Below are 20,808 nucleotides of genomic sequence, written 5' to 3'. Positions count from 1 at the left end.
GTCGCCGGATGGATCGTGCGACCGACCGGATGTTTACCCATGCCACGCTCGCCGGGCGGTGCGACGCTCGTAGCAGTTGTGAAACATTCCGCACGCGCGGCATGTGCGCCGCGTGCGCCGAACGAACCGAACCCGGCCGCAGGGCGGTTGGTTTGAATATTGCTGTAGTGGTAGTGACGTGACGAACAGACGTGACGCACGGCCCAGCGAGGAACGACTCATGACGTGACCGATCAAGTGCAACGGGACGCCGGTAGTACGACGATTCGCGTGGCGGAGACCGCGCGGACAGGACGGCGCGCTCGCCCCGCGACGTCGCTACGCGTTGATCGCGTGCGAGTGCGGGAGGCGCCGCCTGAATACATGCTTCGCGCCACGAGCAGGGTCATTCGGCGCGAGGTGGCTAAACGAGGATAACGATGAAAAAGATCTTGCTTGTGTTCGGGACTCGGCCGGAGGCCATCAAAATGGCGCCGCTGGTGCGCGCGCTGAAGGCGCAAACGGATGTCGACGTCAAGGTATGCGTGACCGCGCAGCATCGGGAAATGCTCGATCAGGTGCTGACGTTGTTCGACATCAAGCCCGACTACGATCTCGACCTGATGCGTCAAAGTCAGACGTTGACCGACGTGACGACCGGTATTCTTCAGGCGATCGGCGTGGTCTTCGACGAATTGCGTCCGGACGTCGTGCTGGTGCACGGCGATACGACGACCACACTCGCGGTCAGTCTCGCAGCGTTCTACCGCTACCTGCCGGTCGGGCATGTGGAGGCCGGTTTGCGCAGCGGGGACATCTGGTCGCCGTGGCCGGAGGAACTGAATCGTCGCGTGACCGATGCGGTATCGTCGTGGCATTTCGCGCCGACCGGGAAGGCACGCGACAACCTGCTCAGCGAGGGCGTGCCGGGGGGCGCGGTCGTGCTGACCGGCAACACCGTGATCGATGCGTTGCACGAGGTCAAGCGCATGCTGGACCACAATGCCGAGCTGACGGAAAAGGTTGCCGCGAGTTTTCCGTTCCTCGAACCGTCGCGTCGTGTCGTGCTGATCACCGGCCATCGCCGCGAGAGCTTCGGCGAGCCGTTCCGGCATTTCTGCGAGGCGTTGTGCACGCTCGCGAACCGCTATCGCGACGCGCAGTTCGTCTATCCGCTGCATATGAACCCGAACGTGCGGGAGCCGGCACGCGCGCTGCTCGGCGGCGTGCCGAACATTTACCTGATCGATCCGCAGGAATATCTGTCGTTCGTATTCCTGATGTCGCGCTCGCATTTCATCATCACCGATTCGGGCGGCATTCAGGAGGAAGGGCCGGCTCTGGGCAAGCCGGTGCTTGTCACGCGCGACACGACCGAGCGGCCTGAAGCGATCCAGGCCGGCACCGCACGGCTCGTCGGCACCAATCAGGAGCGGATCGTCTGGGAGGCGTCGAGGCTGTTCGACAACGAGAGAGCATACGAGGAAATGTCGCGCGCGAGCAATCCGTATGGCGACGGGCATGCGAGCGAGCGGATCGTTCACGCGCTGATGCGTACGTCGGGGGCGACCGCGAAGACGACGAGTTTTTCGATGGGGGCCGCGGAAATGCCGTATAACGCACTCACGCTGGGGTTGCAGGCGTTGAGGTCGCGATGAACGTGATCGGGCGGTAGAGTCCGAGCCGTTCGATGCGGTCGTGCAAAGGTCCGGTCCGGCCCTGGAGGCCGACCGGACCTTTGCATTTACGCGATTGCGCGATCGACAATTTCCTGTTTCTCGGCCGGTTGATCGCGCTGGGCGGCGTACGAGAACGAAAAAGAAACGCCTTCCGCCGCGCATCGGGACGCTGACGCACAAGCAACCGGCGACGTCACCGACTGGCATGATCTGTCGCAACACTCCTTTCCCGGCTGAACTTCCTTCCTTGATTGCCTAAAACTCTCGAATCGCGTCGATCCGACGGCAAATTCGAAATGGTTCGATAATGCGATCGGCGATCCATGCGGACGAGCGGTTGACCGGGATGTCATCGAAATGTTGCGAAGGCAACCGGACGACAGCCTCGTTTGCGGCATCGGCCCGATCGTGTCTGCAGGCGACGCGATCCACGAAACGGCGCCACGCCTGCCTGGTTGTTCGGAATGTGCGCCGCGCCGTTCGAATCCCCACTCGATGCCTGCCGGACGCGAGCGTCGCAACCAGGAGGTGAACGATGATCACGCTGACCGTCAACGGTAGCGAACAGCATTTCGACGGCAATCCCGACATGCCGTTGCTCTGGTACCTGCGCGATGTCCTCGGCCACACCGGCACCAAGTTCGGCTGCGGCATGGCGCTGTGCGGCGCGTGCACCGTGCATCTCGACGGTGTCGCGATCCGTTCGTGCATCACACCGGTCGCGGCCGCTTCCGGCAAACGCGTGACGACGATCGAGGGACTGTCGACGGACCTGACGCATCCGCTGCAGCAGGCATGGCAGGAACTGAACGTCGCGCAATGCGGCTACTGCCAGTCCGGGCAGATCATGCAGGCCGCGTCGCTGCTGAAGACGAATCCGCATCCGACCGACGCCGACATCGACAATGCGATGTCCGGCAACATCTGCCGTTGCGGCACCTATACGCGCATTCGCGCGGCGATCCGGCTGGCCGTGCGCCGCGGAGGTGCCGCATGAGCGCACCCGAACTCTCCGTCCACAACGAAAGCCGCCGCGCGCTGCTGCTCGGCTTCGCATCCGGCGGGCTGCTGCTCGCGTTCGGCGTGCCGTCGCTCGCGCGCGCGGCCGTGCCGATGCAGCCGCCCGTCAGCGCGAATCCGCAATACGGCGGCGCCGGGATGCCGCACGGGTTGCGCGACGATCCGCACCTGTTCGTTGCGATCGCAACGGACGGCACCGTCACCGTGACCTGCATCCGCTCCGAGATGGGGCAGGGCGTGCGCACGAGCGTCGCGCTCGTGGTGGCCGATGAACTCGGTGCGGACTGGGCGCGTGTGAAGGTCGCGCAGGCGGTCGGCGACGAGCCGCGCTACGGCAACCAGAACACCGATGGGTCGCGCAGCCTGCGGCAGAGTTTCGCCGCGCTGCGCCGTGCGGGCGCGGCCGCGCGCACGATGCTCGAGCAGGCTGCCGCGACGGCGTGGGGCGTCGACGCACGCCAGGTCAAGGTGACGGTGCACGAAGTCGTCGATACGAAGAGCGGGCGCAAGCTCGGCTTCGGCGAACTCGCGGCGAAAGCGGCCGCGCTGCCGGTGCCGGATCCTGGCACAGTGATGCTGAAAGCGCCGGCCGAATTCCGCTATATCGGCAAGGGCAAAACCGCCCTGATCGACGGACGCGACATCGTCGGAGGCCGCGCGCACTACGGGATCGACACGCGGCTCGACGGCATGCTGTACGCGGTCGTCGCGCGACCGCCGGCCTATGGCGACACGGTGGCGTCGTTCGACGCAGCGGCCGCCGAGAAGCTGCCGGGCGTCGTCAAGGTCGTGCAGCTCGCGTCGACGGCGCTGCCGTCCGGCTTCCAGCCGCTCGGCGGCGTAGCTGTCGTCGCGCGCGACACGTGGACGGCCATCCAGGCGCGTGCGCAATTGAAGATCGACTGGAAGCACGGACCCAACGCGAACTACGACTCGGCCGCGTATCGCAAGACGCTCGAAGCGGCCGCCGCGCAGCCGGGCGACGTGATCCGCAACGACGGCGACGCGGCCACGGCGCTCGCCGGCGCCGCGAAACGCGTGCGCGCGACGTACTACATCCCGCATCTCGCGCACGCGACGATGGAGCCGCCCGCGGCCGTCGCACGAGTCGCGGACGGCCGCTGCGAAGTATGGACCTGCACGCAGGCGCCGCAGACCACGCGCGACGAGATCGCGAAGGCGCTCGGACTGCCGACGGAGCGCGTGACGGTCAACGTGACGCTGCTCGGCGGCGGTTTCGGCCGCAAGTCGAAACCGGACTACGTGGTGGAGGCGGCGCTGCTGTCGAAGGCGGTCGGCGCACCGGTCAAGCTGACGTTCACGCGCGAGGACGATATCGCGCACGACTATTTCCACGCGGTGTCGCTCGAAGCGTTCGACGGCGGGATCGATGCATCGGGGAGGGTGGTCGCATGGCAACATCGCACGGTCGCGCCGTCGATCCAGTCGACGTTCAGGGCCGGCGTCGCGCACGAGCAGCCGGGCGAGCTCGCGCAAGGGATCGCGGATCTGCCGTTCGCGATTCCGAACGTGCTGATCGAGAATCCGGCCGCGCAAGCACATACGCGGATCGGCTGGTTCCGCTCGGTCTACAACATCCCGCATGCGTTCGGAATCCAGAGTTTCGTGTCGGAGCTTGCGCACGCGGCCGACCGCGACCCGAAGGATTTCCTGCTGGAGCTGATCGGGCCCGCACGGCGCTTCGAGCCGCACATCGCGGTGAAGAACGTGAACTACGGCGAGGATCCCGCGCTGTATCCGATCGACACCGGGCGGCTGCGGCGCGTGGTCGAGACGGTCGCGCGCGAAGCCGGCTGGGGACGCAAGCTGCCGAAGGGGCACGGGCTCGGAATTGCCGCGCATCGCAGCTTCGTGTCGTACACGGCCGCGGTGTGCGAGGTGCGGGTCGGTGCGGACGGCAAGATCTCGGTGCCGCGCGTCGACATCGCGATCGACTGCGGGCCGCAGGTCAATCCGGAACGCGTGCGCTCGCAGCTCGAGGGGGCGGTGGTGATGGGGCTCGGCATTGCGCTGCACGGCGAGATCACATTCAAGGACGGGCATCCTGAACAGAGCAACTTCAACGGCTTCCAGGTGCTGAGAATGAACGAGGCGCCGCGCGAAATCCGCGTGCATCTCGTCGCGCCGGACGATTTTGCGACGCCGCTTGGCGGCGTCGGCGAGCCGGGCCTGCCGCCCGTCGCGCCGGCGCTGACCAATGCGATCTTCGCGGCGACCGGCACGCGCATCCGCAGCCTGCCTGTCGCCGATCAGCTCGCGAAGCCGCAGGCAGGTTGACGCAATACCCTTGAGCCGGGCCGCATCGAGCGGCCCGGCTCGCATCGATCCCTGAACAAGGCGTGTCGACGTGGCCTCATCCGATGTCAGCCTGAAGCAGGCGGTGTCTCCCGCCGAATGGGATGCGCGGGTCAACCTGGCGGCGGCCTGTCGCCTTACCGCGCTGTTCGGCTGGGACGATCTGGCGTTCACCCGCATTTCCGCGCGCGTGCCCGTCGTTGTTGTTTGCGAACGACCGTGCTAAATTCCTGCCAGCACTTGCAATCACGAATCCATTCATTCGGCTGACAAGGCCGGCACCCCGGGAGACGGCACGATGAGCCTGTTGATGTCGCGACGCGATCTCGCGTTCCTGTTGTATGACTGGCTCGATGCCGAAGCGCTCGTCGCGCTGCCGCGTTATGCGGAGCACAGCCGCGAGACCTTCGATGCGGTGCTCGACACCAGCGAGCGGATCGCCGGGGATCTGTTCGCGCCGCACGCAGCGCGCGGCGACCGCGAGGAGCCGCATTTCGACGGCGAGCGCGTGACGCTGATCCCGGAAGTCGAACCGGCCGTGCGAGCCTTTGCGGACGCCGGGCTGATCGCCGCGGGTCACGACGAAGCGCTCGGCGGCATGCGGTTGCCGAAGCTGGTCGAAGCCGCATCGTTCCTGTTCTTCCAGGCCGCGAACATCGCGACTGCCGCCTATCCGTTCCTGACCGTCGCCAACGCGAACCTGCTCGTCGCGCACGGTAGCGCCGCGCAGATCGACGCGTTCGCGCGCCCGGAACTGGAGGGGCGCTTCCTCGGCACGATGTGCCTGTCCGAACCGCAAGCCGGTTCGTCGCTGTCCGACCTCGCGACACGCGCGGATTTCGAACGCGATTCGCCGCTCGGCGCGCGCTACCGGCTGACCGGCAACAAGATGTGGATTTCCGGCGGCGAACACGAACTGACGGAGAACATCGTCCACCTGGTGCTCGCGAAGATCCCCGACGAACACGGCCGCGTGCAGCCCGGCACGCGCGGCATCTCGCTGTTCATCGTGCCCAAGTATCTGCCGGGAACCGACGGCAGCGCACCGGGCGAACGCAACGACGTCGTGCTCGCCGGCCTGAACCACAAGATGGGCTATCGCGGCACGACCAACTGCCTGCTGAATTTCGGCGAAGGCACGCGCTATCGTCCGCAAGGGCGTGCGGGTGCGATCGGCTATCTGGTCGGCAAGCCGAACCACGGCCTTGCATACATGTTCCACATGATGAACGAGGCGCGCATCGGTGTCGGTGCGGGCGCGGTGGCGCTCGGCTACACGGGTTATCTGCACGCGCTCGACTACGCGCGCAACCGGCCGCAGGGGCGTCCGCTCGGGCCGGCCGGCAAGGACGCCGCGGCGCCGCAGGCTCCGATCGTCGAGCATCCGGACGTGCGGCGCATGCTGCTCGCGCAGAAGGCCTATGTCGAAGGCGGCCTCGCGCTGATCCTGTATTGCGCGAAGCTGGTCGACGAAGGGCGCGCGCATGAAGATGCGACGGTGCGCGCAAATGCCACGCGCCTGCTCGACATCCTGACGCCGATCGCGAAAAGCTGGCCGTCGCAGTGGTGCCTCGCCGCGAACGATCTCGCGATCCAGGTGCATGGCGGCTACGGCTACACGCGCGACTACGCGGTCGAGCGGCTCTATCGCGACAATCGCCTCAATCCGATTCACGAAGGCACGCACGGGATCCAGGCGCTCGACCTGCTGGGCCGCAAGGTCGCGCAGGAAGACGGTGCATTGCTGCGCGCGCTCGACGCGCGCATCCGCGCGACCGTCGAACGCGCGCGGGCGCTGGATGCCGCCACACGCGAGCAGGCCGATGCGCTGGCGCAGCGCTGGGCGCGGCTGTGCGAGCTCACGCAGCAGTTGGGCGCGATCGGCGATCCTCAGAAGCGGCTCGCGAATGCAAGCGTCTATCTCGAAGCGTTCGGCCATCTCGTCGTTGCGTGGCTGTGGCTCGACGTGACGCTCGCCGCGCACGGGCATGACGGCGATTTCCACGACGGCAAGCGTGCGGCGGCCCGTTACTTTTTCCGCTGGGAATTGCCGAAGGTGGATGCACAGCTCGATCTGCTGTCGAGCGTCGACACGACGACGCTCGACATGCGCGACGCGTGGTTCTGAACGTCGCCGCACCGACATTCCGGAATGCCGACGATGCGGCGGATGCCGATTCCGCCGGCCACCGCGTATTCGTCATGAACCGGACGTTCGGACGTATCCCGCCAACCGTACCGATGCCCGGCCACGCCGCGCAAGGAGAGAGGAGAGCATGAAAGCCCTGTTGTGTACCGCATTCGGCCCGATCGACCGCTTGCGCATCGAGGACGTCGCGATTCCCGAACCGGCCGCGGGCCAGGTCCGGATTCAGGTGAAGGCGGCGTCGCTCAATTTCCCCGACGCGCTGATCGTCCAGGGGTTGTATCAGGTGAAGCCGGCGCTGCCGTTCTCGCCAGGCGCCGAGTTTGCCGGCGTGATCGATGCAGTCGGCGAAGGCGTGACCGCGTGGCGGCCCGGCGATTCCGTGGTCGCGTTCACCGGGCACGGCGGGTTCGCGGAACAGTGCGTGGCCGACGTGCACCAGATCGCCGCGCTGCCGCCTGGCATGACGTTCGAGCAGGGCGCGGCGCTCGTGCTCGCGTACGGCACGTCGCTCCACGCATTGCAGCAGCGCGCGCGCCTGCAACAGGGCGAGACGCTGCTCGTGCTGGGCGCGGCGGGCGGCGTCGGGCTCGCCGCGATCGAGATTGCGAAGGCGCTCGGTGCGCGCGTGATCGCGGCAGCGTCGAGTGCGGACAAGCTGGCGCTGTGCCGCGCCGCGGGTGCCGACGAGACGATCGACTACTCGACCGAAGACCTGCGCCGCCGCGTCGACGAACTGACCGGCGGGCGCGGCGCCGACGTCGTCTACGATCCGGTGGGCGGCGCGTACAGCGAGGCGGCGCTGCGCGCGACCGCATGGCACGGCCGGTTCCTCGTGGTCGGTTTCGCGGCCGGCGAGATCCCGAAGATCGCGCTGAATCTGGCACTGCTCAAGGAGCGCGACATTCTCGGCGTGTTCTGGGGCGACGCGGTGCGCCGCGACCCGGCGCAGCATGTCGCGAACATGCGCTTGCTCGCCGAGTGGTTCGCGGCCGGCAAGGTGCGGCCCGCGATCACCGAGCGCGTGTCGCTGGCCGGCGCGGCCGACGCGATCGTGCGGATGGCGAACCGGCAGGTGAAGGGCAAGGTGGTGATCCTGCCGGACGCAGGCCCAGGCTGACAAAATCCTGACGAAGTAAATTGATATATTGTATCATCTGACGTTTTCGTCGTAGGCCGGCCGTGCCGGGCAACCCGGCCGGCGACGACACCACACGAAGATCGATACGACGTGACGAAATTCAGAAACAACCCGGCGCGCGAGGAGCGGCACCGTGCCGCGTCGCGCCGGATCACCGGCGCCTGGCGCGCACGCGCGGCGCGCGGCTGCACGACCCTGCTGGGTTGCGCGATGGCGTCGTCCGGCGCAGTGGCTGCCGAGGCGGCAGCCCCCGCAGCGGACGACCGGCACGCGTTGCCGGCGATCAGCGTCACCGCGCACCCGGCGCCGGCCGACCCGCTGACGCAGCCGCTCGAAACGGGCTCGCGGCTCGGGCTGGCGAGTCTCGATACGCCCGCGAGCGTCGAGACGGTCACGGCCGACACGATCGAAGCGCGCGGCGATCGCACGGTGCTCGATGCGGTCACGCGCACGGCAGGGATCGCGAGCGCGATGGCGCCCGGCAATGGCGGCACCGCGTTGAGCGTGCGCGGTTTCAGCGGCCAGGAATCGGTGATGACGCTGCTGGACGGCGTGCGGTTGATGCCGGCCGCCGGCACGATCACGTTTCCGTTCGATACGTGGTCGGTCGAGCGCATCGAAGTGTTGCGCGGCCCGGCGTCGGTGCTGTACGGCGAAGGGGCGATCGGCGGCGTCGTGAACGTCGTGTCGAAGCGGCCGCAGCGCACGCGCGAAACCACGCTGCAGGTCGGCGTCGGCCCCGACGGCGCGAAGCGCGTTGCATTCAATACGACGGGCGCGCTCGGCCCGCGGCTGTCGTACCGCTTTTACGCGAGCGATGCACGCGCCAACGGTCTCGCCGAGCGGGCCGACACGCACACGACGGCGGTCGGCGGCGCGCTGAGATTCGACGTGAGCCCGCAACTCACGCTGACGCTCGACTACGACTACGGCCGCCAGATGCCGGCGACCTACTATGGCGTGCCCGCGCCGAACGGCGTGCTCGATCCGTCGCTGCGCAAGCTCAACTACAACGTCGGCGATGCGACGATCGCGTACTACGACCAGTGGACACGCCTGTCGGCCCGCTACCGGCCCACGGCCGGCGTGACGATCGACAACCAGCTTTACTACCTGACGTCGAACCGCCACTGGCGCAACGCCGAATCGTACGCGCTCGACCCTGCGGCCGGGCTCGTGACGCGCGGCGACTATCTCGACATCGGCCACCATCAGCGGCAGATCGGCGACCGGCTGAGCGCGCGTTTCGACGGCGTGCTGTTCGGCCGCGCGAACCGCTTCGTCATCGGCACGGAGTTCAGCCAGATCATGTTCGACGGCACCAACAATTCGCCGTACGGCGGCGAATCGACGGTGGCCGCACACGGCTTCGATCCCGGTATGTTCGCGAGCGCCGACCCGACGGTGCCGCAGTTCGGCACGCGCGCGCGGCAGGCTGCGGTATTCGCCGAGAACCGGCTCGAAGTGCTGCCGCGGCTCGCGTGGCTAAGCGGCCTGCGATACGACCACATCGCGTTCCGTCGCGAGCAGGCGGCGAGCGGCGCGGGCTTCGACAAGCGCTTCGCGAACGTCGGCTGGCGCACGGGTTTCGTTTTCGAAGTCGCGCCGACACTCAGCGCGTACGCGCAGTACACGACCGGCGCGGAGGGCCTCGGCTCGCTCGTGACGCTGTCCGCGTCGCAGGCGAACTACCGGCTTGCGACCGGCGAACAGTGGGAAGCCGGCGTCAAGCAGACGCTGCTCGACGGCCGCGCGTACTGGACGTTCGCCGTGTACGACATCACGAAGCGCAACCTGCTCAGCACCGATCCGGTCAATCCCGCGCTGTGCCGGCAGGTCGGCCGGCAATCGTCGCGCGGCGTCGAGCTGACGGGCGGCGCGCGGCTGCCGCACGGGTGGACAATCGATGCGAACGTCGCGCTGCTGCGCGCGCGCTACGACGCGTTCAACCAGGTGGCTGGCGGTACCACGGTGTCGCGCGCCGGCAACGTGCCGTCCAATGTGCCGCAACAGACGGCGAACCTGTGGCTCGGCTGGGCGTTCGCCGAGCGCTGGCAGGCGAATGCGGGCGTGCGCTACGTCGGCGCGACATACGGCGACGATGCGAACCGCCTGCAGGTGCCGTCGTACACGGTGTTCGATGCGTCGCTGCGCTGGCAGCCGACATCGCGCACCGAGCTGGCGCTGTATCTGCGCAATCTCGCGAACCGCACGTACGCGGTGACGACGTCGAACGGCGGCGAGCAATGGCTGCTCGGTCCGTCGCGTTCGGCGGAGCTCGTCGCGACGATGCGCTTCTAGTGCGGCGCGGCGAGCCTTCCGTGGCGCACATGCTCGAAATCGATCGCGTGAGCTGGTCTCCCGGCGGCGCGCTCGCCGTGCTCGATGCGGTGACGCTGAGCGTCGCCGCAGGTGAGTTCGTCGGGCTGGTCGGCCCGAACGGCAGCGGCAAGACGAGCCTGCTGCGCTGCGTGTTCCGTTACGCGCGGCCCGATGCGGGCGATGTTGCCCTCGATGCGCAGGACGTGTGGCGCATGCGGCCGCGCGCGGTCGCGCAGCGGATCGCGGTGCTGCAGCAGGAGAGCCCGGACGATTTCGGGCTGACGGTCGACGAACTGGTCGGCATGGGGCGCACGCCGCACAAGCGGCCGTTCGATGCGGAGTCGGCCGACGATCGCCGGATCGTCGAATCCGCGTTGCACGACGTCGGCCTCGCCGCGCGCCGTTCGCAACGCTTCGCGTCGCTGTCGGGCGGCGAGAAGCAGCGCGCACTGCTGGCCCGTGCGCTCGTGCAGCAGCCCGAGCTGCTGCTGCTCGACGAACCGACCAACCATCTCGACCTGCGTCACCAGCTCGAACTGCTCGCGCGCGTGCGGCGCCTCGGAATCGCGACGCTCGCGACGATTCACGACCTCAATCTCGCGGCCGCGTATTGCGACCGGCTCCATGTGCTCGCGCACGGCCGGGTCGTCGCGTCCGGCGCGCCGGACGACGTGCTGACCGAAGCGCTGCTGCGCGACGTGTTCGGCGTCGCCGCGCTCGTCGATCGGCATCCCGTCACGGGCCGGCCGCGCATCACGCCGCTTCATCCGGAATGACCGCCATGCCGTTTTCTGTGTTGTCCTCCGTATCCCGCCGGTTGGTCGCCGCTGCCGTGCTCGGCTGCGCCGCCGTTCACGCGCTCGCCTATCCCGTCACCGTGCGCAGCTGCGATCGCGACGTGACCTTCGAGCGCGCACCGACGCGAGCGGTAAGCAATGACGTGAACCTGACCGAGATGATGCTCGTGCTCGGCCTGAAGGACCGGCTTGTCGGCTATACGGGCATCGGCGGCTGGAAGACGGGCACCGCGCGCGTGCGCGACGCATTGCGCGGCGTGCCCGAACTGGCGAGCCAGTATCCGTCGCTCGAGGTGCTGGCCGCCGCGCGCGCCGACTTCTATCTCGCCGGCTGGAACTACGGGATGCATGTCGGCGGCCAGGTGACGCCCGCGACGCTCGCGCCGTTCGGCATCCGTACGTATGAACTGACCGAATCGTGCTCGCACGTGATGAAGCAATCAGCCGCGTCGTTCGACGACGTGTTCCGCGACCTGGACAACCTCGGCCGGATTTTCGGTGTCGATGCGCGCGCCGCGCAGGTCGTCGCCGCGATGCGCGCACGTCTCGCGGCGGTGTCGCGTGCGATCGGGCGCCGGGAGCCGCTGCGCGCGTTCGTCTACGACAGCGGCACCGACAAGCCGATGACGGCGGGCGGACTCGCGATGCCGACCGCGCTGCTGGCGGCGGCCGGCGCGCGCAACGTGATGGACGATGTGCCGCGCAGCTGGACGCAGGTGAACTGGGAGAGCGTGGTCGCGCGCGATCCGCAGGTCATCGTGATCGTCGACTATTCGGCGGTGACGGCCGCGCAGAAGCAGCAGTTCCTGCTGAGCCAGCCGGCGCTCGCGCGCGTCGCCGCGATCCGCGACCGGCGCTTCGTCGTGATTCCGTACGATGCGGCGACGCCGGGCCCCGAGAACGTCGCGGCCGTCGAGATGCTCGCGCGAGCGCTGTATCCGGCCGCGTTCGCCGGGCCGGCGCGATGAGTGCGGCCGTGCGTGCGTCGCGGCCCCGTATGCGGGTGGTGCTGCCGGCGCTGGCCGTGCTGCTGATCGTGTCGATCGTCGTGTCGGCCGCGTTCGGTCCCGCGCCGATCGCGATGCCGGTCGCGGTGCGGATCGTCGCCGCGCATATCGCGTCGGCGTTCGGCGCTGCCGGCGCGCTTGCGGCGGGCGCGGGCGACGACAGCATCGTGTGGCTGATCCGGATGCCGCGTGCGCTGCTGGCCGCGATTGTCGGCGCGACGCTGGCGGCGGTCGGTGTCGCGTTGCAGGCGGCGACCGCGAATCGCCTCGCCGATCCGCATCTGCTCGGCGTGAGCTCGGGCGCGATGCTCGGCGCAGTCGCGGTCACGGTGGTGGCCGGCGCGGCGTTCGGCCCGTTCACGCTGTCGGCCGCCGCCTTCGCGGGCGCGCTTGCGGCGACCGCATGCGTCGTCGCGCTCGCTTACCGGCGCGGCCGGCTCGAATCGGATCGCTTGCTGCTCGCGGGCGTATCGGTGTCGTTCATGATGGCCGCGTTCGGCAACCTGCTGCTGTATCTCGGCGACCAACGCGCCGCGTCGTCGGTGCTGTTCTGGATGCTCGGCGGCGTCGGGCTCGCGCGCTGGGATCTGCTGCCGGTGCCGGCCGTATGCGCGGCACTCGCCGGCGGCGTGCTGTATGCGCGACGGCGCGAACTGAATGCGCTGATGTCGGGCGATGTCGCGGCGGCCTCGCTCGGCGTGCCGAGCGCGCGGATGCGGCGCGAGGTGTTTGTCGTCGCATCGTTCGCGACGGGCGCGATGGTCGCGGTGAGCGGCGCGATCGGCTTCGTCGGGCTCGTGACGCCGCATCTGTGCCGTCGCGTCGTCGGTGCCGAGCACGGCAGGCTGCTGCCGGTCGCCGCGCTGACGGGCGCGATCCTGCTCGTGTGGGCCGATGTCGCGGCCCGCACGCTCGCGGCACCGGAGGATTTGCCGATCGGCATCGTGACCGCGCTGTTCGGCAGCCTGTTCTTCGTCGCGCTGCTGCGCCGCCGCTGAGCGGCAGCGCACGCGCTGGCGGCACACCGTCAGGCGAGGGCGGGGCGCTGCCCTGTCGTGCGCTTCAGCGCGGCGGCGCGGCGATGCTCGTACCGTCGCCGGGCGCGCCGGCATGGGCGAGGTCTGCCGTCACGTCGAAGAAGCTGTCCGGCAGCGTACGTGCGGGCAGCGTGATCACGAAGCGTGCGCCGCCGAGCGGCGAATCCTCGAGCCGCACGTCGCCGCCGTGCACCAGCGCGACGCGCCGCACGATCGCGAGCCCGAGCCCGAAGCCGCCGGTCTGCCGGTCGCGGCTGGAGTCGAGCCGCTGGAACGGTTCGAACACGCGCGCGCGCTCGGCGGCCGGAATGCCGGGGCCGTCGTCATCGACGCTCAGCACGAGCGCGCCGGACCGGTCCCCGGCAGCGGCCAGCAGCACCTTGCGCGACGCGTAGCGCGCGCCGTTGCGGATCAGGTTCAGCAGCGCGCGCGCGACGAGCTTCGGGTCGCATACGTGGGTCGCGGGTGTGCCGAGCGTCGACACGTCGAGCGCGATCCCGCGATCGGCGATGTCGTTCGCGACGTTGCCGGCGACGCTGTCGATCAGCGCATCGACGACGATCTCCATCGGCACCAGCTGGCTAGCACCCTGTTCGAGCCGGCCGATTGTCAGCAACTCGGTGACGAGCTCGTCGAGTTCGCGCACGTCGCGCTGCAGCGCGTCGCGGCGTTCGCGCATCCGGTCGGTTTCGTCGGGTTCGGCGAGCAGCGCGAGCCCGAATTCGAGCCGCGCGAGCGGCGTCTTCAGTTCATGCGAGATGCCGTGCATCATTTCGCGCTGCTGCTTGATCGATGCCTCGATGCGCTCGGCCATGTCGTTGAACTGCCGCGACAGCTCGTCGATGTTCGACTTGCCCGACAGCTTCACGCGCGTCGACAGCGTGCCGGCGCCGAATGCGCGTGCGGCATCCTGCAGCTTGCGCAGGTCGCGCCAGTGATAGTGAATCCACAGCACCACCGCGAACAGCGTGGCGAGCGCGAGCAGCAGGTACGCATAGATCTTGATGTCGAGATCGGATGCCTCGACAGGGCGTGCATGCAGCACCGAGCCGTCCGCGAGCGGCATGTAGTAATCCTTGCCGTTGTAGCTGATCGCGATCCTGCCGGCATCGAGATCGCGCAGCGGCGCACCGCTCAGTTGCGCGCGGGCGGCGGCCATCGACAGGAAACCGAACCCTTCGTTGCCGTGTTTCGCGAGCTCGCGCAGCGCGAGCAGGCGCTGCCCGCCCGGATGGCGTTCGAGGTAGTCGTTGAGCACGAACGAGTAGGTCGTCAACGAGTCGCGCTGCGCCTGCGTGACGCGCTCGTAGAAGATCCGGTCGAACGACAGCTGGATGAACACGATCGACGCGGCGACGAACAGGATCACGATGAGGTACAGCCTGATCAACGGACGCAGCATTTATTCGTCCCACGCGGAAGGGCTGAACAGGTAGCCGCGGCCCCAGATCGTCTTGATCTTGTGCGGCTCCGATGACGCATCCTCGAAGCGGCGGCGCAGCTTCGAGATGCCGGAATCGACCGAGCGGTCGAGCCCGTCGAACTCGATTCCGCGCAACTGCTTCAGGATGTCGTCGCGGCTCAGTACGGTGCCGGCCGCGCGCGCGAGGATCAGCAGCAGGTTGAATTCGGCGGTCTTCAGGTCGACCGGCTCGCCGCGCCACGTGACGGTGCGGTTCGGCGGCGAGATCGACAGTTCGCCGAACACGAGCGCTTCGGGTGCGGCAACCGGCGTTTCCGCTGCGACCGGCTGCGCGCGGCGTAGCAGCGCGCGAGCGCGCGCGACGAGCACGCGCGGCTCGATCGGCTTCGTCACGTAGTCGTCGGCGCCCGTCTCGAGGCCCGCGACCTGGTCGTAGACGTCCGCGCGCGCGGTCAGGATCAGCACGGGGATGTTGGTGAACGCGCGGATGCGCCGGCAGACTTCCATGCCGTCGAGGTTCGGCAGCATCAGGTCGAGTATCACGAGGGCAGGCTGGTGCTCGCGTACCGCCGCGACGGCGAGGTCGCCGCGCCGCACGACCGTCACCGCGAATTCATAGCCGTCGAGATATTCGCGGACGAGCTGCGCGAGGCGGTCGTCGTCCTCGATCAGCAGTACACGGTATTTGAGCGGATTGTCGTTCATGGTCTCCTCAGGATGCACGCGCGATCTCATACCCCGGCAGGCCGGTATGCGGCGCGGCACGCGAATTCTATCCGGCGTACCGGCTGCCCGGGCAGCGGTACGACATTCTCGAACAATCGAACACAATTGAGCACAGATTCGCCGCAGATTCAGGACAGTCTGCGCGCTGGGCGGCACATAGACTGCGGGCTCCGTCACTCTTATCTCAATATTGTGCGCCCAACTCTCCGCCGCTACCGCTATTGCATGCCGCTCGCCGGCCTGACCCTCGCTGCCGCCGCCCACGCGGAAAACCAGTATTCGATCTCGCTCGGCGGTGGTTTCGCGCCGCGCTACCAGGGCAGCAACCAGTATCGCGGCGTCGTCGCGCCGTCGTTTTCCGCGACGTTCGGCAACGGCTTCTTCATCGACGCTACGCAGGGCGCCGGCTACCGGCTGGACCTGCCGCACGGTGTGTTCGTGTCGGCGGCCGTGAGCTACGATGCGGGCCGCGCGGACGAGAACCGCTTCGACCTGCCGGGCTCCGACTACCTGAAGGGCATGGGCCGGATTCCGGGCTCGGTGCTGGTCGGCGTGCGCGCCGGGGTGACGCTTTTCAATGCGGCCGAACTGAGCGTCACGATCGACACGCCCGTGACGCACACGTCGCGCGGCGTATCGGGACACATGGATCTCGCGGTGCCCGTGTTCAAGACATCGCAGCACGAGATCGTCGTGACGGGCACCGTGCACGCGGGCTCGGGGCGCTACACGCAGACGTTCTACGGCGTGACAGATGCACAATCGATGACGAGCCGGTTCAGGCCGTATTCGACGAGCGGCGGGATCGACAGCGCGTCGATGGCGGTCGCGTGGAACTGGAACCTGTCGCGGCACTGGTCGGTACTTGCGACCGGCGGTGTGACACGGCTGCTCGGCCGCTACGGCGACAGTCCGATCGTCCAGTCGCGCAGCAACTACTACGGCATGGCGGGCGTGACCTACAAGTTCTGAACCGGTCGCCGATGGCGATCCCGAATGCCGCATTGCGTCGGCGTGCAGGGGCAGGTGCGATCGATCCGCGCACACGGCTCGATGCGTCGTCGACGCGTCGTGGCGGCCGATCGCGTGCGGTAACATGCAGGCGGCTTCGGCGTCAGGCCGAGCCCGCGGCTCCGGTGCGCCGAATCGGCGCGGCCGGGGTGCGCGAGGCCGAGGTTCGCCGGCCGGCATCCGTCGGGAAACGGCTGGCGACGCGCGGAACCGATCACGCATGTGACGCCCGGCCCGCGAGGAACGCCACATCTGCCACGCCGGGCGCGACAGGGAGAAATCGATGAAGAAGACGATCGCGATGATGATGGCGCTGGTTGCGGGCGCAACTTTTGCGGGATGCGCGGACATGAACACGAAGATCACGAGCGCGGGCAGCACGCCGGCGAATGGCGGGCAGGCGGGCGCGTCGCTTGCATGCAAGGCGGACGCGGCGCAGGACGATGCGCTGGTCGGCAAGACCGAGGCCGATGCGGCCGCGCAACTCGACGGCTGCCTGTGGCGCGTGCTCGAGCGCGACGGCAAGGCGTTGCCGGGCACGATGGATTACCGACCGGAGCGCCGCAATCTCGGCATTCGCGACGGGAAGGTGATCTGGGTGCGGCGCGGGTGATGGGGTGCGCCGGCGGCGAATCGCCTGCGGCCGCCGATGCGGCATGGCGGGTGAGTGTCGTCGGCATGTGACAGGCGTGTCGCAAGCCGGTTGGCGCATTCGCGGCGATTCATCGTCTGTCGCGCGCGTTCGCGCCGGATGAATCGTGGACTGCACGGAGGCAATCCGGTAGAGTGGGGCGCCTCGACCGCATGCCAACCTGCCGCACGGAGACCACGTGCGCGTTCCCGGCACGCCGGGCGGCCTGCCAGGGCCAGCCACGGGTCGGCGCGCGACGCGTTTTCGACACTCGCCGATGGATGACCTGCTTTCATTCTATGAGCGTGAGCTGAACCTTCTGCGCCACTGGGCTAAGGAGTTCGCACGACGCTACCCCAAGATTTCGACCCGCATGCAGCTCACGAGCGGTGCCGACGCCAGCAGCGACGACCCGCATGTCGAGCGCCTGTTCGAATCGTTTGCGCTGCTCGGCGCACGCGCGTCGCGCCGTATCGACGATGACTACCCGGAATTCACGACCGCGCTGGCCAACGCGCTGTATCCGCACTTCCTGCAACCGTTCCCGTCGTGCTCGGTCGCACGCTTCGAGATGGACGCGAGCCGTGCCGCGCAGATGTCGACTTGCATCGTGATTCCACGCGGCACCGAGTTGTACAGCCGGCCAGTGAAGGGCACGAAAATCTTCTTCCGGACAGCATACGACGTGACGTTGTCGCCTTTGCGATTGGCGGCCGCGCGCTTTCACGCGGTTGCGCAGGTGCCGCGTGCGCTCAGGCTGCTGCCGGACACTAGCGCGCAGATCTCGCTTGCCTTCGAGATCCAGTCTCCGCATGCATCGGTCGCGGACCTGAAGCTCGACGTCGCGCGTCTGTATGTTCAGGGCGAACCGCTCTTCAGCGCTGCGTTGCGCGACGCGTTGACGATTCGCGCGCTGCAGGCGTTCGTCGAACCGGGCGACAGCGGACGCTGGGTGGCGCTCGACCGGGTGCCGTTTTTGTCCATCGGTTTCGCGCAGGACGAGAGCCTGATTTCGCCGCCGACTGTCGGTCATCCTGCTCATTCATTGCTGACCGAATACTTCGCCTTTCCGGAGAAATTCGGCTTCTTCGATTGCGACTTGCGCCAAGCAGGGCGTATCGGTGGCCGGCGGTTCACATTACATCTGCTGCTGAAGGGCGTCGGGGCGGACTCTTCGACAGCGCGTGTGCTGGGCGCGCTCGGCACGGAGCACGTGCTGCTCGGCTGTACGCCGGTCGTCAATCTGTTCGACGCGGCCGGCAAGCTCGGGCGTCAGGCCGATGCCGCCTCGCCGGACGCGGAAATGTACCCGCTGGTCGTCGACGACCAGAACGCCTTTGCCTGCGAGATACAGTCGGTCGACGCCGTAACGCAGATCGAAACCACGCCGCAGGGCGAGCGCGCGATCGGCTATCGTCCGCTCCATGCGCTGTATCACGGCGGCCTCGCACCGAACGCGGCGCTGTACTGGCGCACGCATCGGGACGCACTCGTCGCGAAGCGCGAGCCCGGACGCGAGATGACGCTCGGCTTCGTCGACCGTTCGCTTCGCCCGGTTCCGGCGCCGTCCGCAGTTGCGCTGAAGGTCACCTGCAGCAATCGCGACCTGCCGGCGGAACTGACGCCGGGCACGCCGCAGGGCGAGTTGCTGCTCGAGGGCGGTACGCTTGCGCGACGGATCGGTCTGCTGCATCGGCCGACGCAGTCGCGGCGGTTTGGCGGCGACCGCGGTGCGATGTGGCGGCTCGTGTCGATGTTGTCCGCTAATCCGATGCGGTTGTCGGGAGGCGCCGCCGCCATACGCGACGCACTTGCGCTGCACGACGTGACCCGCTCGCCGGCGACCGTCCGGCAGATCGACAGCGTCATCGACGTCACGCACAAGGCCGTGACCGCGTGGGTGTCGAGCAAGCCGTTCGCGAGCGTGGTTCGCGGGCTGGAGATTCGCGTCGTCGTGAACGAGGACGGTTTCGCGGGAACGGGCGTCCACGCCTTTGCACAGGCGCTGGACCGCTTGCTTGGCGAATATGCGGCGCAGAATGCATTCACGCAGCTGGTGATGGTGTCCGGCCGAACCGGCGCCGAGCTGTGTCGCTGTCGACGGCGGTCCGGGACCTCGATGCTGTTGTAGGCGGCACGTGCGGGCGGCGCCGGTCGGGGCGGCCGGTCACGCGGCGGTCATCCGGGATTGCGGCGCGGGCTCAGCGGTATCGACCGTGATAGCGGGCGTGACGAGCATCACGCCGCGTGCGAGCGGATCGCTGACCGATGCGGCGAACATCGCCTGCCGTTCCTCCGTCGCGCGATCCGCGGCGGCGGCCAGTACAGTCAGCGCGAGCGCTGCGCCGCTCGCACCGTTGGCGAGCCCGAGGTGCCGGCTGCGCTCGGCGGCATCGTCTCCCCATGTCTGTTCGATGACGGTCACGACTTCGGTGCGACGGCTGCTGCGTTGATCGGCGTCGGTGACGAGTCCGGGCGCCGACAGGGCAGGGTGCAGCGTCGACAACCGGGTACCCGCCGCGGCGAGCAACTGGCCGAGCGTCGCAGATTCGGCCTTGCCGTGATCGGCGGAAGCCGGGCGGCGCGCGGACACGAGACGATGAATCGAAGGCACGGGCGTTGCGGGCGAAGCGTCGGGATGTGCGAGCAGCAGCGCGCACGCACCTTCGCCGGGCGTCAGTCCGTTCGGACGATCTCGGCCATAGAGACGGTCCGCGCGATCCAGCGCGTCGACGGCGTCCTGGCTGGCGGTGGAGTCGAAGGCGAGCACGACGTGAAGGTCGGCGGACGGTTGCAGGTGCAACGCCTGAATCAGTTCGTCGACGACGGCCCACGCTTGTACGGGATCGGCGACCGTGCGCAGTTGCGCGCGCACGATGCCGGGTGCGACCGCTTCGCGCGCCGTATGGGCATCGAGCCATGCGGCGAGCGTTGCCGCGACCGGTTGCCAGCGTTCCGGAATCAGCAGATGGAGCCTGAGCGGCGGCGTGTCGGGGCCCGCGCCGGACAGCACGGCATGTCGCTCGCGCAATTCGTCGAGCGCATCGGCGGCCAGCAGCAGTCCGCGCCAGTGCTCGTCCTCAAGTGTTCCCTGCGCGCCGGGCACGAGCAGGCTTTCATCGAACCGGTCCAGAGAAACCGATTCGACGGTGCTCGCGAATACACCGGTTCCGTCCGGGCGTTGCAGTTCGGGATGCAGCGCGACCGGACGTTCTTCCCGTGCCGCTGCATCGATTTCGGCGGTCGTCGCGCCCATCGGCAGTCGGAGGCTGCTGTCGAGCAGCAGGGCCGACCATGTGAGCGACGCGGAATTTTCCGCAGCCGGTACGTCCCGGGGCGCGAGCGAAGTCGCCGGTGCCGCGGCGGCGATCGACGGACGTTGACCGAGCGACCGGCGCATCCATGCAACGCAAATGGCGAGCGCCGCCGGCAGCACGAGCCCGCACAACAGCAGTTCCCTTGCGGTCGGCGCGTGGCGGGTCATCTTCCACCATATGAGGACGGCCGCCCACACCGCAACGAATATCGCGGCGACGAACGCCGTTTTGCGCAACCCCGTGATCATTCCCGTCG

15 protein-coding genes and 1 pseudogene are annotated in these 20,808 nt (G+C 68.2%); 13 read left to right on the top strand and 3 right to left on the bottom strand.

Translation table 11 applies throughout. The annotated features are described in order from the left end of the window. Positions 1–419: 419 nt before the first annotated feature. The 10 genes and pseudogenes from wecB to DM992_RS14815 all read left to right on the top strand — a co-directional run bounded on the left by wecB (position 420) and on the right by DM992_RS14815 (position 13,405). Positions 420–1,637: a UDP-N-acetylglucosamine 2-epimerase (non-hydrolyzing) gene (gene wecB / locus DM992_RS14860; protein WP_111017352.1), complete on the top strand. Its 1,218-nt coding sequence runs from the start codon at positions 420–422 to the stop codon at positions 1,635–1,637. A gap of 556 nt (positions 1,638–2,193) precedes the next feature. Next, entirely contained in the window at positions 2,194–2,655 is a 462-nt protein-coding gene (locus DM992_RS14855; protein ID WP_111017351.1) for a (2Fe-2S)-binding protein, read from the top strand. Beyond that, positions 2,652–4,976, top strand: a complete 2,325-nt coding sequence (locus DM992_RS14850) for a xanthine dehydrogenase family protein molybdopterin-binding subunit (protein ID WP_111017350.1) — start codon at positions 2,652–2,654, stop codon at positions 4,974–4,976. The genes DM992_RS14855 and DM992_RS14850 overlap by 4 nt, the downstream gene beginning before the upstream one ends. Positions 4,977–5,046: 70 nt before the next feature. Then, positions 5,047–5,190: pseudogene (locus DM992_RS14845) on the top strand (class II aldolase); the annotation flags it as partial. Positions 5,191–5,292: 102 nt separating this feature from the next. Beyond that, a complete protein-coding gene (locus tag DM992_RS14840; protein WP_111017349.1) occupies positions 5,293–7,122 on the top strand; it encodes an acyl-CoA dehydrogenase in 1,830 nt (609 codons plus the stop codon). Between the two features lie 148 nt (positions 7,123–7,270). Continuing rightward, entirely contained in the window at positions 7,271–8,260 is a 990-nt protein-coding gene (locus tag DM992_RS14835; RefSeq protein WP_111017348.1) for an NADPH:quinone oxidoreductase family protein, read from the top strand. A 231-nt stretch (positions 8,261–8,491) separates the two neighbouring features. After that, a complete protein-coding gene (locus DM992_RS14830) occupies positions 8,492–10,582 on the top strand; it encodes a TonB-dependent siderophore receptor (RefSeq protein WP_111017946.1) in 2,091 nt (696 codons plus the stop codon). Positions 10,583–10,602: 20 nt separating this feature from the next. Further along, positions 10,603–11,379, top strand: coding sequence for an ABC transporter ATP-binding protein (locus tag DM992_RS14825; RefSeq protein ID WP_204356089.1), 777 nt, complete (start codon positions 10,603–10,605; stop codon positions 11,377–11,379). Then, positions 11,376–12,368 carry an ABC transporter substrate-binding protein gene (locus DM992_RS14820; protein WP_111017347.1) on the top strand — a complete coding sequence of 331 codons (993 nt, stop codon included), beginning with the start codon at positions 11,376–11,378 and terminating at the stop codon, positions 12,366–12,368. The genes DM992_RS14825 and DM992_RS14820 overlap by 4 nt, the downstream gene beginning before the upstream one ends. Next, the gene (locus DM992_RS14815; RefSeq protein WP_162631662.1) at positions 12,365–13,405 is read left to right on the top strand and encodes an iron ABC transporter permease; all 1,041 of its coding nucleotides are present in this window, start codon (positions 12,365–12,367) and stop codon (positions 13,403–13,405) included. The genes DM992_RS14820 and DM992_RS14815 overlap by 4 nt, the downstream gene beginning before the upstream one ends. Positions 13,406–13,469: 64 nt before the next feature. Here DM992_RS14815 and DM992_RS14810 read toward each other — a convergent pair whose 3' ends face one another. Together DM992_RS14810 and DM992_RS14805 are read right to left on the bottom strand one after the other, a co-directional pair. After that, a complete protein-coding gene (locus DM992_RS14810) occupies positions 13,470–14,846 on the bottom strand; it encodes an ATP-binding protein (protein WP_204356088.1) in 1,377 nt (458 codons plus the stop codon). Next, positions 14,847–15,572: a response regulator gene (locus tag DM992_RS14805; RefSeq protein WP_034183314.1), complete on the bottom strand. Its 726-nt coding sequence runs from the start codon at positions 15,570–15,572 to the stop codon at positions 14,847–14,849. Positions 15,573–15,818: 246 nt separating this feature from the next. On the opposite strand from DM992_RS14805, the gene DM992_RS14800 reads away from it, so the two are divergent. The 3 genes from DM992_RS14800 to tssF all read left to right on the top strand — a co-directional run bounded on the left by DM992_RS14800 (position 15,819) and on the right by tssF (position 19,366). After that, positions 15,819–16,565 carry a MipA/OmpV family protein gene (locus tag DM992_RS14800; RefSeq protein ID WP_111017346.1) on the top strand — a complete coding sequence of 249 codons (747 nt, stop codon included), beginning with the start codon at positions 15,819–15,821 and terminating at the stop codon, positions 16,563–16,565. A 322-nt stretch (positions 16,566–16,887) separates the two neighbouring features. Next, entirely contained in the window at positions 16,888–17,217 is a 330-nt protein-coding gene (locus tag DM992_RS14795) for a hypothetical protein (RefSeq protein WP_111017345.1), read from the top strand. Positions 17,218–17,512: 295 nt separating this feature from the next. Continuing rightward, positions 17,513–19,366, top strand: a complete 1,854-nt coding sequence (gene tssF, locus DM992_RS14790) for a type VI secretion system baseplate subunit TssF (RefSeq protein ID WP_111017344.1) — start codon at positions 17,513–17,515, stop codon at positions 19,364–19,366. Between the two features lie 36 nt (positions 19,367–19,402). Here the strand turns inward: tssF and DM992_RS14785 are convergent, their stop codons facing one another. Next, positions 19,403–20,800, bottom strand: coding sequence for a hypothetical protein (locus tag DM992_RS14785; RefSeq protein ID WP_111017343.1), 1,398 nt, complete (start codon positions 20,798–20,800; stop codon positions 19,403–19,405). Between the last annotated feature and the right edge of the window lie 8 nt (positions 20,801–20,808).

Source organism: Burkholderia sp. JP2-270, assembly GCF_003233675.1.
Taxonomy (GTDB): Bacteria; Pseudomonadota; Gammaproteobacteria; order Burkholderiales; family Burkholderiaceae; genus Burkholderia; species Burkholderia pyrrocinia_C.
The sequence above is the reverse complement of the archived record's forward strand: the minus strand, read 5'-3'. Positions and strand labels throughout refer to the sequence as shown.